Annotated in this window: 15 protein-coding genes and 2 pseudogenes; 7 read left to right on the forward strand and 10 right to left on the reverse strand. The window is 63.8% G+C overall.

Annotated features, from left to right (window positions below):
• Positions 1–7 precede the first annotated feature (7 nt).
• The gene (locus DIE06_RS07975) at positions 8–193 is read right to left on the reverse strand and encodes a ribbon-helix-helix protein, CopG family (protein ID WP_057927010.1); all 186 of its coding nucleotides are present in this window, start codon (positions 191–193) and stop codon (positions 8–10) included.
• Positions 194–581: 388 nt separating this feature from the next.
• On the opposite strand from DIE06_RS07975, the gene DIE06_RS07980 reads away from it, so the two are divergent.
• Together DIE06_RS07980 and DIE06_RS07985 are read left to right on the forward strand one after the other, a co-directional pair.
• Entirely contained in the window at positions 582–932 is a 351-nt protein-coding gene (locus DIE06_RS07980; RefSeq protein WP_124660931.1) for a hypothetical protein, read from the forward strand.
• Positions 929–1,141, forward strand: coding sequence for a DUF2909 domain-containing protein (locus DIE06_RS07985; protein ID WP_044843449.1), 213 nt, complete (start codon positions 929–931; stop codon positions 1,139–1,141). Before DIE06_RS07980 ends, DIE06_RS07985 begins: the two co-directional genes overlap by 4 nt.
• Before the next feature lie 24 nt (positions 1,142–1,165).
• On the opposite strand, the gene DIE06_RS07990 is transcribed toward DIE06_RS07985, so the two are convergent.
• From DIE06_RS07990 to hyfB, 7 genes are all read right to left on the reverse strand, one after another.
• Positions 1,166–1,363 (reverse strand): DUF2970 domain-containing protein, encoded by a 198-nt coding sequence (locus DIE06_RS07990; protein ID WP_124660932.1) that lies wholly within the window; start codon positions 1,361–1,363, stop codon positions 1,166–1,168.
• Positions 1,364–1,557: 194 nt separating this feature from the next.
• On the reverse strand, positions 1,558–2,073 hold the full coding sequence (locus DIE06_RS07995; protein ID WP_124661067.1) for an NADH-quinone oxidoreductase subunit B family protein: 516 nt from the start codon (positions 2,071–2,073) through the stop codon (positions 1,558–1,560).
• Entirely contained in the window at positions 2,073–3,635 is a 1,563-nt protein-coding gene (locus DIE06_RS08000) for an NADH-quinone oxidoreductase subunit C (protein WP_124660933.1), read from the reverse strand. The genes DIE06_RS07995 and DIE06_RS08000 overlap by 1 nt, the downstream gene beginning before the upstream one ends.
• Before the next feature lie 3 nt (positions 3,636–3,638).
• Complete coding sequence (locus tag DIE06_RS08005; RefSeq protein ID WP_124660934.1) at positions 3,639–5,102, reverse strand: hydrogenase 4 subunit F; 1,464 nt, start codon at positions 5,100–5,102, stop codon at positions 3,639–3,641.
• A complete protein-coding gene (locus DIE06_RS08010) occupies positions 5,095–5,754 on the reverse strand; it encodes a formate hydrogenlyase (protein ID WP_124612091.1) in 660 nt (219 codons plus the stop codon). The genes DIE06_RS08005 and DIE06_RS08010 overlap by 8 nt, the downstream gene beginning before the upstream one ends.
• Complete coding sequence (locus DIE06_RS08015) at positions 5,755–6,705, reverse strand: respiratory chain complex I subunit 1 family protein (RefSeq protein WP_124660935.1); 951 nt, start codon at positions 6,703–6,705, stop codon at positions 5,755–5,757. It abuts the gene before it with no gap.
• Positions 6,699–8,705 (reverse strand): hydrogenase 4 subunit B, encoded by a 2,007-nt coding sequence (hyfB, locus tag DIE06_RS08020; protein ID WP_124660936.1) that lies wholly within the window; start codon positions 8,703–8,705, stop codon positions 6,699–6,701. The genes DIE06_RS08015 and hyfB overlap by 7 nt, the downstream gene beginning before the upstream one ends.
• Positions 8,706–8,950: 245 nt before the next feature.
• Here hyfB and DIE06_RS08025 point away from each other — a divergent pair, with 245 nt between their 5' ends.
• Positions 8,951–9,718, forward strand: coding sequence for a YoaK family protein (locus tag DIE06_RS08025; protein ID WP_124660937.1), 768 nt, complete (start codon positions 8,951–8,953; stop codon positions 9,716–9,718).
• Positions 9,719–9,734: 16 nt separating this feature from the next.
• A pseudogene (locus tag DIE06_RS38920) lies at positions 9,735–9,839 on the forward strand (CopG family transcriptional regulator); the annotation flags it as partial.
• A 123-nt stretch (positions 9,840–9,962) separates the two neighbouring features.
• Here DIE06_RS38920 and DIE06_RS39525 read toward each other — a convergent pair.
• Positions 9,963–10,052 (reverse strand): annotated as a pseudogene (locus tag DIE06_RS39525) (spermidine synthase); the annotation flags it as partial.
• A gap of 162 nt (positions 10,053–10,214) precedes the next feature.
• Between DIE06_RS39525 and DIE06_RS08045 the strand changes: the two are divergent.
• From DIE06_RS08045 to DIE06_RS08055, 3 genes are all read left to right on the forward strand, one after another.
• A complete protein-coding gene (locus DIE06_RS08045; RefSeq protein ID WP_124660939.1) occupies positions 10,215–10,661 on the forward strand; it encodes a hypothetical protein in 447 nt (148 codons plus the stop codon).
• A 198-nt stretch (positions 10,662–10,859) separates the two neighbouring features.
• A complete protein-coding gene (locus tag DIE06_RS38925) occupies positions 10,860–11,339 on the forward strand; it encodes a GNAT family N-acetyltransferase (protein WP_260433555.1) in 480 nt (159 codons plus the stop codon).
• Positions 11,340–11,434: 95 nt separating this feature from the next.
• A complete protein-coding gene (locus DIE06_RS08055; RefSeq protein ID WP_124660940.1) occupies positions 11,435–11,857 on the forward strand; it encodes an amino acid-binding protein in 423 nt (140 codons plus the stop codon).
• A gap of 281 nt (positions 11,858–12,138) precedes the next feature.
• Here DIE06_RS08055 and DIE06_RS08060 read toward each other — a convergent pair whose 3' ends face one another.
• Positions 12,139–14,079 carry an ATP-binding protein gene (locus tag DIE06_RS08060; protein WP_124660941.1) on the reverse strand — a complete coding sequence of 647 codons (1,941 nt, stop codon included), beginning with the start codon at positions 14,077–14,079 and terminating at the stop codon, positions 12,139–12,141.
• Positions 14,080–14,283: the final 204 nt, after the last annotated feature.

Below are 14,283 nucleotides of genomic sequence, written 5' to 3' on the forward strand. Positions count from 1 at the left end.
ACCGTGCTTACTTCACCCGCTTGCCGAGCGCGCTCTTGGTCTTGTACGTGACGCCGTGTTTGTCGAGATACTCGCGGATCAACTGACGCACGACTTGCGACGGCGTCAGATCCTGCTCCGCGCAGAGCATGTCGAACGCTTCTTTCTTGGCGGGGTCGATCAGGACGGTCAGGCGGGCGGTTTTCGTTTCCATCGTGAGGCAGGAGTGGTCGATATGTTAATCAAATTATAATCCATCCGCTTTCGGTGTCGTGTCCGAATGCGCCATGGGCGTGCGCGCGGGTTCAACACCGGCGTTCGTGGCGCGCGAACAGGTCGTCGATCACGGGCATGGCCGCGAGCGTCACGCCGCGCGGTCCGCCCGCCCAAGGCGCCGGTTGCTCGCCTCATCTGCACAATGTGATAACGAGATTATCATGCTCTGTTAGTCGCTTTAAGTACAATATCGGCCGGCACTCCCGGCCCCGGCTTGTCCGGGCGGCGCCGTCGTCCGCGCGACCGGTTGTCCTGCTTCCGGTTCCGCACGGGCCGCGTGCGCAGCCACTTCGCTGCTACTTCGCCGCTACTTCGATATCCGCCTCATGACCCCGATCAAGTTCGTTCTTCGCTACACGGCGATTCCCTTCGCAGCCATCGTGGCCGTCGTGGTGTGGGCCGTCGTGCCGTCGTCGAAAGAGATCGACGCGCGGCAATATGCGGCGCTGTCGCGCGGATACGCGAGCTTTCCGCTACCGTTCAGGCATGAGATATCGGAAGCGATGGAGCAGGGCCGGATCAGCGACCGGCGTTACCAGACGCTCGTGCGCGATTCGCTGGGGAATGGCGTGGCGCTGGACTGGCCGGCGTCGGGCGTCGCCGACGTCGCTGCCGAGCGGCAACGACTGGACGAACTGCTGAAGGCCGATTCGGGTCTGGAGGAACACAAACAATGAAGATTGCGCTGGTTTCGGCGGCTTTCGTGATGATTATCGGAAGCCTGGTTTTCGCGTTGTATTTCATGAATCACGACCGCGGCGGAAGCAAGCGGATGGCATGGTCGCTGGCGGCGCGCGTCGGGTTGTCGATCACGCTGTTCCTGTCGCTGCTGATCGCGTACCGGCTCGGGTGGATCGAACCGACGGGGCTGCCGATCGGGCGGTGATGCGGGACATTCCCGCGAGCGTCGTCAACCCACGACCCAATGAACGACTAACAACAGCAGCGCAATGAATGCGCCAAGCGCGACGAACGCGGCAATGACGACAGCGAAGGGGTTGAGCTGCGCGGCATCCGCTTCGAGATTTTTTCGTTTGTTGACGCCGAGAAATGCCAGGAAGACGGCGCGGAACGCACGAACGATCTGGTCTTTACCTTTTTCAGCCATACAGTTTCCTTCGTCTCAATAAAAGTTTCAGGGATATCGTGCGGCGCGAAGCGCGTGGGCATCCTGTTTCCGTTCGCGCGCGGTTCGTTCTGTCGCTTTGCGCCGGGATCGGCGTGCGTTCGAACGAAACGACGTCATGGCTGCGGAGATCCGGACCGCATCGCCCGACTGAAGGATTGCCACGGGCATCCGCTTCAAACTTCGCGTGATCGGCAGGCGGTCAAAATGCCGCGCAGCAGATCGATCGGAGGGGGCGGGCATCCGGGGATGGTCACATCGACCGGCAGGACCGACGAAACCGGACCGCACACCGCATAGCTGTCGGCAAAGATGCCGCCCGTGCACGCGCACTCGCCGGCTGCGACGACGAGTTTCGGCGCCGGCGTCGCGTCGTACGCGGCGAGCACGGCGGCCTTCATGTTCAGCGTGACGGGGCCGGTCACGAGCAGCAGGTCCGCATGGCGCGGGCTGGCGACGAATTTGATCCCGAGCCCTTCGATGTTGTAGTACGGGTTGTTCAGCGCGTGGATCTCCAGTTCGCAACCGTTGCACGAACCCGCGTCGATCTGCCGGATGCACATCGCGCGGCCGAGGAGGTCGAGAATGTCCTGACGAATCTGCTGCGCCTCGTGTCGCCAGGCGGCTTCGATGGCCGGCACGGGTTCGTCGGGAAAATCAGTGCGCGCGAATTGACGGATGAGTTGCCACATCAGAGATCGTGCCCCGCGTAGTTCAGGTTGAACGATTTGTTGATCAGCGGGAAATCGGGAACGATGTTGCCGATGATCGCGTGCTCGAGTGCCGGCCAGTTCTGCCACGACGGATCGTGGCAATGGCAGCGCGCGATGGCATCGCCCGCGGCGGTTTCGAGCGCGACGAATACATCGCCACGCCAGCCCTCGACCCAGCCGACTCCGATGGATGGCGCCGCCGCGGGCGCGACGCCGGCGGCGATCGGCCCTTCCGGAAGATTCGCCAGCAGCTCGGCGATCAGGCGCAGCGATTCGTCGATTTCGGCGAATCGCACGGCGACCCGCGCGGCGACGTCACCGCGCGCATCGCTTGCCGCCTTGACGGCCAGGTCGTGGTAAGGGGCCGGCCGCAGGTTCGCGCGCACGTCGAATGTCTGGCCGCTGGCGCGGGCGGCCAGGCCGCGCACGCCGAAATGCGCGACCACGTCGGCATTCAATCGGCCGGTGCCGAGAAACCGGTCCTGCAGCCCGGACTGGTCCTCGTAGATCTTCCGCATCACGTGCACGTCGCGCGCGATGCGTTCGCACTGTTCGGTGAGGACCGCCGCGTCCTCCGGATCCATGTCGACGGCCAGCCCGCCCGGCACGATCCGGTCCATCAGGTAGCGATGCCCGAAGACGCCGCCGTTGGTCCGTATCCAGTTCTCCTTGAGCCGCGAGAACTGCGCGAGACCGAACGCGAATCCGGCATCGTTGCCGAGCGCGCCGAGGTCGCCGAGGTGATTGGCGATGCGCTCGCGCTCGAGCAGGAGCGCGCGCAGCACCAGCGCGCGCGCGGGCACGGACGTGCCGCATGCCTGCTCGAGCGCCATGCAATAGGCCCACGAGAACGCAACGGTCGAGTCGCCGGCGATCCGGCCCGCCACGCGATGGCCGTTCGAGGCGGCCGTCCGTTCGAACAGCCGCTCCACGCCGCGATGCACATAGCCGAGCCGTTCCTCGAGCCGCAGCACCTTCTCGCCGACGACGGAGAACCGGAAATGGCCCGGCTCGATGGTGCCGGCGTGAATCGGCCCGACCGCGATTTCGTGCACGCCGTCGCCGGCAACCTGCACGAACGGATAATCCGCTTCGCTCGATTCGAATCGCTCGATTCCGGTTGCCTGCTTCCGCAGCGGAAAGTAGTCGCGGGGCCAGTTGCCGTGATTGAGCCACGGGCGCGTGTCGCGCGCATCGCGCTCGCGCAGGCCGGTCAGGTCGAAAATGGCGCGCTGCATGCGCGCTGCGGCGGGAAACACGCCCGCGAGATCGGGATAGTCGCCGTCGGCGCGCGGTTCCTGCCCGGTCGCGAGACGGACCCACAGGACGCCGTCGTCGCATTCGTACGCCGCGTTGACCGAACATGCGCACCCGGGCGTCTCGCCGCCCCACATCGCCACGAGCCGGCTTCCCTCCATCCGGGCCGCATGCGCGATGTCGAGCCAGCGCGGTTCGTCGACATCAACCACCGTAGCCGGAACCTGGCCTGCCTCGTGCCGGAGGCGAGTCGCGCCGTTCGCCTGAATCGAGTCGAGTCGCATCGTTTATCCTGCCAGCATCGTTGCAGCCTGGCGATACCAGATTGCCAGATAGGGCGGCACGTACAGACCCAGCATCAGGCCGAGTCCCAGGTGCACGAACACCGGCAGCAGCGCCGGCCGGTGCTCGAGCACCGTCGCCGTCGTCGTTTCGCCGAACACCATCCGCTGCACGCGCGCGAAGATCGCCGCGAACGCGACGGCGAGCCCGAGCAGCAGCAACGGCGCGGTCCACGGGAGCGTGTTCATGGCCGTCGTCAGGATCAGGAATTCGCTCGCGAACACGCCGAACGGCGGCAGGCCGAGAATCGCCAGCGCGCCGAGCATCATTGCCCAGCCGACCGTCGGGCTGACCTGCAGCAGCCCGCGGATGCCGTCGATCGCCTGCGTGCCGGCCTTCTGCGCAGCATGGCCGACCGCGAAGAAGATCGCCGACTTGACGAGGGAATGGACCGTCATGTGCAGCAGCCCGGCGAACGTCGCGATCGGGCCGCCGAGCCCGAACGCGAACGTCATCAAGCCCATATGCTCGATCGACGAGTACGAGAACAGGCGCTTCACGTCCTTCTGCCGGAACAGCGAGAACGACGCGACCAGGACCGACACGAGCCCGAACCCGATCAGCAACCGTCCCGGCAGGCCATTGCCGAGCGCGCCGTCGGCCAGCACCTTGCAGCGCAGCACCGCATACAGCGCGACGTTCAGCAGCAGGCCGGACAGCACCGCCGAAATCGGCGTCGGACCTTCGGCATGCGCGTCCGGCAGCCAGCTATGCATCGGCACGAGCCCGACCTTGGTCCCATAGCCGACCAGCAGGAACACGAAGGCGATCGACACGATCGTCGGGTCGAGCTGCGTCCTGACCGCGGCCAGGCTCGTCCACAGCAACGCGTCGCCGTCGGTCAGTTGCCGGCTCGCGGCGAGGTACAACAGGATCGTGCCGAACAGCGCCTGGGCGATGCCCACGCCGCACAGGATGAAGTACTTCCATGCGGCTTCGAGGCTCGCGGCGGTACGGTACACGCTGACGAGCAACACGGTGGCGAGCGTGGCGGCTTCCATGGCAACCCAGAGCACGCCGACGTTGTCGGTCAGCAGCGCGAGCAGCATCGCGAACATGAAGAGTTGATACATGCTGTGATAGAGCCGCATCCGCGCGGCCGTCATCCGGCCGCGCGCCTCCTCGATCTGCATGTAGGGCCGGGAAAACAGCGATGTCGTCCAGCCGACGAACGCCGTGAGCGCAACGAGATAGACATTGAGCGGATCGACGAAGAACGCGCGTCCGAATGCGAACGACGGGCCCTGCTCGACGGTGCGCGCGGCCAGCACGCATGTTGCCGCGAACGTCAGGAAGCTGAAGCCGACGTTCAGATGGCGCGCGACCCGGCTCGATCGCACGCAGGCGAGGCATGCAGCGCCCGCGAGCGGCAGGCCGAGCACGGCGAGCACGACGTGGGCGTCATTCATCTTTGAGTTTCTCGAGGTGATGAATGTCCAGGCTGTCGAACTGCTCGCGAATCTGGAACATGAAGACGCCCAGAATCAGGATGCCGATCAGCACGTCGAGCCCGATGCCGAGCTCGACGATCATCGGCATGCCGTTGGTCGCGGCCGCCGCCGCGAAGAACAACCCGTTTTCCATCGACAGGAAGCCGATCACCTGCGGAATGGCCTTTGCGCGCGTGATCATCGCCATGAACGACAGCAGCACGCACGCGAGCGCGATGCCGAGCGTTCCGCGTGCGACCGATGTCGCGAGCTGGCTGATCGGCGCGGCGACATTGAACGCGACGATCACGAGGACGATGCCGATCAGCAGCGTGGTCGGAATATTGATGAGCGGCTCGACGTCGGTCTTGACGTCGAGCCGGCGAACGAGCCGATACAGGAACCACGGGATCACGCCGACCTTCAGCACGAGCGTCAGCCCGGCGGACACATACAGGTGCACGTCGTTCGTGACGAAGCCGAGGATCAGGTTCGCCGACACGAGCGCGACGCCCTGCAGCGTATACAGATGGATCAGCGACAGGATCCGGCGCTGGCTCAGCATCGCGAACGACAGCATCAGCAGCACGGCCGCGAGGAAATTGATCAGTTGGGTCGCGTAGGCGTGCATTCATGCCCCCAGCAGCAGGTGGACGAGCATGCCGATCACCGCCAGCAGGAAGGCGGTCGCCAGGAATTCCGGTACCCGGAAGATGCGCATCTTCGCGTTGGCCGTCTCGACCACGGCGAGCGCGACACCGCCTGCCGTCAGTTTGATGAAGAGTACCGGCACCGCCAGCAGCAGCGCAACCGGATCGCCCGCATTCGCGATGCCCCAGGGTACGAACAACGCGAGGCCGATGCACGAATACGCGAACAGCTTGAGGCTCGCCGCCCACTCCATCAACGCAAGGTGCCGCCCCGAGTATTCGAGGATCAGCGCCTCGTGGATCATCGTGAGCTCGAGGTGAGTGGTCGGATTGTCGACAGGCAGCCGGGCGTTTTCGGCGAGCGCGACCAGCGTGAATGCGATGCCGGCGAATGCCAGGCTCGGATAGATCGTGAGCTCGCCGCGGCCGAGCGTCGCGACGATGCTCGTGAGCAGCGTCGACTGCGTGATCAGCGACGCCGACAGGAGCACCATCAGCAGTGCCGGCTCCGCGAGGAAGCCGATCAGCATTTCGCGGCGGGCGCCGAGCGTGCCGAACGCCGTGCCGACGTCCATTGCCGCGAGCGACAGCGTGACGCGCGCGAGCGCAAACAGGCCGACGAGCGCGATCGCATCGGCGGCGGGCGACAGCGGCAACTCGGTCGACAGTGTCGGCACGATCGCGCACGCGAGCGTCATGGCGGCCCAGACGACATAGGGCGCGCCGCGGAACACGGGGCTCGCGCCGTACGCGATGACCGATTCCTTGTTGAACAGCTTGTGGAGCATCCGGTAGGGCTGCCAGATGGACGGCGCGCGCCGATTCTGCAGCCACGCGCGGCATTGGTTGACCCAGCCCGTGAGCAATGGCGCGGCCGCGATCGCTATCACGATTTCGAGAGTCTGCGAGATGACGCCGGACAGGGTTACCATCGTCTCACCAACATCAGAAGCACGATCAGCACGACGAAACTGTATGTGAGGTATACCGCGATCTTGCCCGTCTGCAGGCGACCCGCCCAGTCGGCGGCGCGTTGCGTGAGCGCCGCGATGCGCGCGTAGAGTGCGGACCAGGTGCGATCGGTCACCGACACCCGGTAGGCCGGTTGTGCGTCGAATGGCGACGGCAAGTGCCGTTCGATGCGCAGCAGCGGCGCGAAGATTTCGCGGATCGGCTGCCCGAATCCTTCCGCCGTATCCTGCATGCGCGCGGTCGTGAACGGGAAGCCGCACCCCCACGGCGCCGCGCGTCGCAGCCGGCCGTGATAGAAACGCCGCACCAGCACCCATGCGAGCCCGCAGCATGCAATGAAGAACAGCATGAACGCCGCCGGCATGTAGCTCGCGCGAGCGGCCGACACGGGCGCGAACAGCAGCCAGCCATGATTGTCCGCGCCGACGCCGGCGCCGACCAGCGCGTGCGTGACGCGATCCAGCAATTTGACGAACTGCGCGGGCATCAGCCCGAGCAGCACGCTGGCGGCCGCGAACCAGCAGAACGCGAGCCGTTCCCACGTGTTCGCGTCGCGGGCGCGGTTCAGCTTCGCTTCTCTCGGCTGCCCGAGGAACACGATCCCGAAGAACTTGACCATCGTATAGCCGGCCAGCGCCGCCGACATGGCGATCAGCGCGGCGGCGATCGGCACCGTCATGGCGAGCACCGAATCCGGCAACTGCGGGGCGAACAGAAAGCCCTGCAGCAGCAGCCACTCGGCCACGAAACCGCTGAGCGGCGGCAGGCCCGCGCTGGCCGCGACGCCCGCGAGCACGGCCCACGCGGTCCACGGCATGAAGCGAATCAGTCCGCCGAGCCTGCCGAGATTGCGCTCGCCGGTGGCGTGGAGCACGGCGCCCGTGCCCAGGAACAGCAAGCTCTTGAATGCCGCATGCGCGACGACCTGGTAGAGCATCGCGGTCAGCGCGAGCGCGGACAGGCTCGTCATCCCGTACGCGCGAAACAGCACCGCGAGACCCAGCGCGACGATCATCAGGCCGACGTTGTCGATCGACGAATAGGCGAGCAGGCGCTTCATGTCGACCTGGATGGTGCTGAACACGACGCCGAGCAACGCGGTGCCGACGCCGATCATGATCAGCAGCACGCCCCACCACGCGATCTGCACGTGCAACAGGTCGAACAGGACGCGCAGCAGGCCGTACAGGCCGACTTTCAGCACGAATCCGCTGAGGAGCGCCGAGACCGGCGACGGCGCCGCGGGGTGGGCCTCCGGCAGCCACACATGCAGCGGGAAGATCCCGGCCTTCGCACCGAACCCGACGAGCGCGAACAGGAAGGCGAACGACGCGGGGAGGGTATCCAGCGACTGCGCGCGCAGGTTGGCGAAGGTGTAGTCGCCGGTGCGCGCCTGCAGAATGCCGAAGCAGAGCAGCAGCGCGAGCGCGCCGACGTGCGAGATCAGGAAATACAGATAACCGGCCCGGCGGATCTCGCCGATCCGGTGGTTGGTCATGACGAGAAACGTCGCGGACAGCGTCAGCGTCTCCCAGGCGACCATGAACACGTAGGCGTCGTCCGCGATCAACACCAGTGCGATGCTTGCGAGGCAGGTGTGGTATTCGAAGCAGATCAGCCCCGGCGGGGATCCTTCACCCTTGCGGAAGTAGCCGGCTGAAAAGGCGCCGATCCCCGTGCTGACGAGGCCGAGCACGAACAGGAAATAGCCGGACAAGCGGTCGAGACGAAGATGAAAGGGCAAACCGGGAAGTCCGATCGGCAGCACCGCGGCCGACGGCTCGGCAAAGATGCCGGCGAGGCCCGCCGCGCCGACGAGCAGTCCGACCAGCGCACCGAGCGGGAAAAGGGCATGGGCCACCAGTCGCGTGCGACGCAGCGCCCCGAACCCCAGCGTGCCGACCACGAGCCACGCGGCCACGGCCAGCAGGACGAAATGGACGACCGGCACGGGTGCCATCCGGAATGTCTCCAGTACGCTCGGGTTGGACGAGGTGGTTGGAATGGCCGCATGTCCCGCGACGTATCCCTGCTCGCATTATGACACCGAAAGACGAACCAGGATAACAAGGTATGATAATGTGGTTATCATGAAAGTCTCATGGCTCCCCGGGTGGAACGGGTGACCGTGGCGGTTTGTCGCGGCGCTCCGGGCTCCGCTCGGCGCGTCGTTGCCCCCGAGCCGGGCGAATAAGGGAAGATCCTATGCCAGCGCAGTACTTCCGAAGCCTGACGGGAAAACACCGCAGCGCGGCCGCGAACCGCCAGCTCGGGTTTTCGCTTGCCTTTGTCGCCGGCGCAACCAATGCCGGTGGTTTCCTCGCGGTCAAGCAGTACACGTCCCACATGAGCGGGATCGTGTCGGCGATTGCGGATCAGACGGCGCTGGGCGACATCCGGCTCGTGCTGGCCGGTGTGGGTTCGCTCGCGTCGTTCCTGGTGGGCGCCGGCTGCTCGGCGGTGCTCGTCAACTGGGGGCGGCGCCGCGGCCTGCAGAGTCAGTATGTGTTGCCGCTGCTGGTCGAAGCCGCGCTGCTGCTCCTGTTCGGGCTGCTCGGCAGCCATCTCGCGCTGTGGGAGGCGTTCTTCATGCCGGTCACGGTCATCCTGCTGTGCTTCATCATGGGGCTGCAAAACGCGATGATCACCAAGCTGTCGGGGGCGGAAATCCGCACGACGCACATGACGGGCATCGTGACGGACCTCGGCATCGAACTCGGCAAGCTCTTTTACTGGAATCGCTCGAATGCGGACGTGCACGCGCATGCGGTGATCGCAAACCGCACGAAGCTCGGGATTCACGGAACGATGCTGGCGTCGTTCTTCGTCGGGGGGCTGGCCGGCGCAATCGGCTTCAAGCATGTCGGCTACGTGTCGACCGTGCCGCTTGCCGCGGCGCTCGTCACGCTGGCGATCGTGCCCGTTGTCGACGACGTGCTCGACTATCTCTATCGGCCTGACCGCGGGGCATGAGCCCGCATCAGGTGGAGCGAAATACCTGCGGCAGTTGATTCGCGAGTATCTCGAGCAACACGGCGTGCGCTACAAGACGAAAAGCGCGCTCGGCAAGCGGATGAAGCGTCGCGCGGGCTGAGTTCGCAAGACGTCCGGACGTCGATTTCCCGGTGTGCGTGTCCTTGCGCGTGCTGGATCAGCCGCTTTGGGCCGCGGTGCTCTCCCTCCTTCATGCGCCGGGCGGTCGGCTCGAACCGGGCACATTTTCCGCAGGAATCCTGAACACGTCGCGCAGTGCGATCACTTCCGGATCGATTTCGACCGCGTCGATCGTCACGCCGGGCCGCTGCCGTTCGCGTCCCTGGCCGCCAGCGTGGCCGATTCGGACGGGCCAAGCATCAAGGACTGATGCGCATATCATTATAATGAAATACACATTTGGTTAACGCTGTCTTATAATATCTTCTTGCCGCCGATCGCCGGAATTGAGGGCGGATTCGCGGAGGTAGTCGACATGTTCGATCTGGATGGGATGCTATTGCTGCCTGATCGGCGGCCCGTATCCTTGCCGGAGGTCGCGGGAAACCGGGGGCTGATCGTCGTCGGTGTCGGGCGTGGCGGCGAGCGCGGTTTCCAGATGGTCCACCGCTTCCATGATGCGGGCGAACGGCTGGCGGCAGCCGGTATCCATCTGGCCTTCGTGTATCCGCGGGAATCGGCCAGGCATGTGATGGATCCGATCTCGGTGGCCAGTGTGCGGTTCCGACACCACCCGCGCCTGCTTCTCGATGCAGATGGCTGCTGTTTCGCGCAGGGCGTGCCGCCTCGATTGCTCAGCGCCGTGTATCTGAGTGTTGAAATGAAACGTCTCGCCGGTTTCGAAATCGACGTGCGCGACGCGGCATGGGAAATCGAGTTCCAGGCGTTTCTGATGGCCTGCCGGATCGCGCCATCCCACTGAACGAGCGTGCATCGGCGCAGGATGCGTGCACCATCCGACGAACGGTCGCGTTGATCCGGACGTCCATGCGGGGTCGTTCATGTCGTGAGCGATCGCGTCTGATAGGGGAACCGTCAACGCGGAAGCGTGCGGCTGCGGATCGCAGTCGCTCGCGAACATGAGGGCGCGTACCGCTGCGGACGTGACAAAAGGCTGAGCGTGCTTTCCTATCTGCGGTCTCTGTTTGCGCGACGCAAATTTCGCCGGCTTCCCATGATTCGCTTTCAATCCAGGCCGATCGATCCGGGCATCGACGGGGCCCTGCATTCGGGCTGGGAAGTCGCGATCCTGGCGGCGTCCGGCGGCACCGTTGGCGCGGCAACATACAGCCTGGCGCCTCGAACCGATCGGGTATACGTCCACCGACTGGAGATTCGCCCGTCGATGCGGCGCCGCGGCTATGGTTTCGCCTTCCTTTCGCATCTGCATCGAACGTACCAGTTGCCGATTACCGCCATCGGCGACGTACCGGATGTCCGACCGTTCTGGCACGCTGCGAGAACCTTTCAATCCGGAGCATTGCGGGTGACGTCCGTGCAATCATCCGATGAGTTCCGCGACGAACTGGTTCAATGGCAGCATCGGCAGGCGGTCATGCTCGGCTTGAGCCCCCCGTCGGCGAAATCATCGGATTCCTAGGCAGCCTGCATGTCACTCCTCGCGCAAGCGGACTTGCTCGCGGGTCATGTGCGACGTAGATTTGGTTCATCGAGGTCCGATTCTCTGGAGGGGCCATGGAACTGCTCGTCGAACGCGTTGATGTCTGGGCGGCCACCATCGAGGACAAGCCGGGCGGTCTTGCGCGCGTGTTGAACGCGTTGCGGGCGGCCGGCGCAGATCTGCAATTCGTCGTCGCCCGGCGCACACCGGAAACCCCTGGCAAAGGGGTCGTATTTGTCGCGCCGCTGCAGGGAGACAAGGAGATCCGTGCAGCCACCCAGGCGGGATTCAATACGACCGCAAGCCTGCACTCCATCCGTGTGATGGGACTGGACCAGCTAGGGATCATCGCGGAGCTGACCCAGAAACTGTCGGACGGCGGCATTAATCTGCGCGGCGTATCCGCTGCCGTGCTCGGCTCGCAGTTCATTGCTTATCTCGCGCTCGATTCGCTGGCCGACGCCGAGCAGGCGACAGACCTTTTGCAAAGGGCCTGAATCGCCGCGTCTTTGCGCGCCTTCGCGTTTCGTCACGCCGTATGCGGCAAGCACGGGGTAGCGGGCGAGGGATCGGGTTGCTCGGCACATTTGCTCGCGGTCGAGTTTCGTGTGAAAACAGTGGCATTGTGATAAGAATACTTATCTTGTCGTGATTGATGCGTGGCAGTCTCATCGCGATTTTTCAGGGCGCGGATCGTCTGGCGCTGCTCGAATCGGGCCTCGTTGGCCCAAGCGTCGATGTTCGGGACGTCAACAGCGCAGCGAGGCAAGGTTCGTGATCATCGCGCCTCGGGCGGCAACATCCGCGACGAAGTTATCGGCAACGTCAGCACGAATGTGCAGCCTTTACCCGGACGAGTGTGCAACTTGATGCTGCCGCCATACCGCTTGGCAATCGTCTTCACAAAAGCCAGCCCGAGGCCCGTGCCGGGCGGGCAACGAGAAGGCTCCGCCTGAAAGCGTTGAAAAGGTTCGAACAGGCGTTGCTGCGCTTCAGCGGAAATGCCGGGACCGTGGTCGGAAACCGTAATGGCATAGCCGTGTTCGACACAGGACAGGCTGACCGTTACCGTGGTGTTGCTCGGACTGAATTTGATCGCATTGCTGACGAGATTGACGACCGCGCGTACCAGCAGGAAGGGCTCCACGTGTGCGACGCAGACGTCGTCCCCGATGTTCACGTCGAGCCGGATGCTTCGCGCTTGAGCCAGTGCCCACAATTCGTCTATCGCATCGAGCACGACGCTGCCGATATCCGTTTCCATCAGGGACCAGGTCGGCGCCTCGGCGCGGGCCAGCAGAACGAAGTCGTCGGCCAGCGCCAGCGTCCGGTGCGCATACGACGCGATTCGATCGAGCAGGCTCTGTGTGGCGGTGTGTTGTGCGCCGGTTCGATGAAGATCGATCAACGCCAGAATCGACGATTGCGGCGAGCGCATGTCGTGGGAAATGAAGTGCAGCCACGCCTCGCGGCGACGCTCCGCCAAACGCATCTCCGTCACGTCGAGCACGAAGCCGATCGTTCGTGTGGTGATTCCGCTTTCATTCTGCGGATAGACCGTGGACTGAACCCACCGGATTTCACCATTGGGCCGAACCACGCGATACTCGAACCGATAATCCCTGCCGGACGAAATGAACGCTTTCGCGGTCTGCGTGACTTGAATGACCTTGTCGACGTCGTCCACGTGAATAAACGGGCGAAACTGGTCAATCGAGGTGATCGGATTGCCCGGAGCACGACCCATGATTCGATACCAGTTCTCGTCGCATTGCAGTGTGTCCGATGCGATGTCGTAGTCCCAGATGCCCAGTCCTCCGACACGCGTCGCGATCGCGAGCCTTTCCTCGTTACGCCGAAGCAGATCGAGCGCGAGGCGCTCGCGCGTGACGTCTCTCGAAACACATAGAATCGCAGTCGTCTTTCCGTCGGCATCCAATATCGGCGTCAGCATATTGTCCCAATATTGAATATCGCGTCCCGGGAGTTCGCTGCGCCCGTCAAATCTGCCGAATACACCGCGCCTCGCGCAATCCAGTGCGCTATTGCCCGCGGGCCAGACGTCTTCGGGTAACAACGGCAGCCAGGGCATGCCGAAGCCGGAGTCTTCATCGACGCCTAATGCCAGGCATCCGGAGCGATTCATGTGCAGCAAATTGCCTGCTGGCGAAATCAGCTTGATGCAATCGATGCTGACGTTGAGCATGTCCGATTGTATCGATGCGCGCTGCTTCAGCTCGCCTTCCTTGACCTTCAGGTCATGGATGTTCGTACACGTGCAAAGCCACCCGGCGCCAACGCGATGAAGATTGACGATGAACCATTGGTCGGTGCCGCGGGAACCTACCAGTCGGCACTCCAGCGATGCATGGTCCGAGTCGGGGTGTGCAGCGCGAAGTGTGGATAGCGCCGTGTATCGGTGCTGTGCATGGATCAACTCGATCCATTGGACTCGATGCGTGGTTCCGACCGGGCGATCCGCGTAGGCAAGCCATGCGTCGTTGATGCCGATGATTTCCCCGTTCCCGTCGAAATGGCATGCCGGCGTCTGAAGAACATCGATCAGGCGGATGATCTCGAGCGCGTCCGCGCTCGCGGGGCGAGTCTTGTCTGACGAAACAACCGAAGCTCCTGTGTTCGAACGCCTGGGAGCCGCAAGATCCGGGTCGACTGTATTGCATGCGGGGTTCGTTTCATTTTCAACACCAAATTCGTTCATTTCAATTACATCCCATGCGCCGCCGACACGTTTCGAGCATGTCAGATATTAAAAAATGCATCAATGGCTAGAAGGCACTATGGACTGCATAGTAATAGCGAATATTGTATTTTGAGTGTCGGTGCCGGGTGAGGGGTGATTAAGTTGTAAAGCTAAACTAATAGCGATTGATATATCGACATTAACTTCGATTGATATTCAATC

It is taken from the genome of Burkholderia sp. Bp8998, assembly GCF_003854235.1.
GTDB lineage: Bacteria > Pseudomonadota > Gammaproteobacteria > Burkholderiales > Burkholderiaceae > Burkholderia.

Excerpts from the sequence above, each read along its gene's own strand:
- DIE06_RS07975 (WP_057927010.1), bottom strand. The coding sequence starts at position 193 with ATGGAAACGAAAACCGCCCGCCTGACCGTCCTGATCGACCCCGCCAAG.
- DIE06_RS07980 (WP_124660931.1), top strand. The coding sequence starts at position 582 with ATGACCCCGATCAAGTTCGTTCTTCGCTACACGGCGATTCCCTTCGCA.
- DIE06_RS07985 (WP_044843449.1), top strand. The coding sequence starts at position 929 with ATGAAGATTGCGCTGGTTTCGGCGGCTTTCGTGATGATTATCGGAAGC.
- DIE06_RS07990 (WP_124660932.1), bottom strand. The coding sequence starts at position 1,363 with ATGGCTGAAAAAGGTAAAGACCAGATCGTTCGTGCGTTCCGCGCCGTC.
- DIE06_RS07995 (WP_124661067.1), bottom strand. The coding sequence starts at position 2,073 with ATGTGGCAACTCATCCGTCAATTCGCGCGCACTGATTTTCCCGACGAA.
- DIE06_RS08000 (WP_124660933.1), bottom strand. The coding sequence starts at position 3,635 with ATGCGACTCGACTCGATTCAGGCGAACGGCGCGACTCGCCTCCGGCAC.
- DIE06_RS08005 (WP_124660934.1), bottom strand. The coding sequence starts at position 5,102 with ATGAATGACGCCCACGTCGTGCTCGCCGTGCTCGGCCTGCCGCTCGCG.
- DIE06_RS08010 (WP_124612091.1), bottom strand. The coding sequence starts at position 5,754 with ATGCACGCCTACGCGACCCAACTGATCAATTTCCTCGCGGCCGTGCTG.
- DIE06_RS08015 (WP_124660935.1), bottom strand. The coding sequence starts at position 6,705 with ATGGTAACCCTGTCCGGCGTCATCTCGCAGACTCTCGAAATCGTGATA.
- hyfB (WP_124660936.1), bottom strand. The coding sequence starts at position 8,705 with ATGGCACCCGTGCCGGTCGTCCATTTCGTCCTGCTGGCCGTGGCCGCG.
- DIE06_RS08025 (WP_124660937.1), top strand. The coding sequence starts at position 8,951 with ATGCCAGCGCAGTACTTCCGAAGCCTGACGGGAAAACACCGCAGCGCG.
- DIE06_RS08045 (WP_124660939.1), top strand. The coding sequence starts at position 10,215 with ATGTTCGATCTGGATGGGATGCTATTGCTGCCTGATCGGCGGCCCGTA.
- DIE06_RS08055 (WP_124660940.1), top strand. The coding sequence starts at position 11,435 with ATGGAACTGCTCGTCGAACGCGTTGATGTCTGGGCGGCCACCATCGAG.
- DIE06_RS08060 (WP_124660941.1), bottom strand. The coding sequence starts at position 14,079 with ATGAACGAATTTGGTGTTGAAAATGAAACGAACCCCGCATGCAATACA.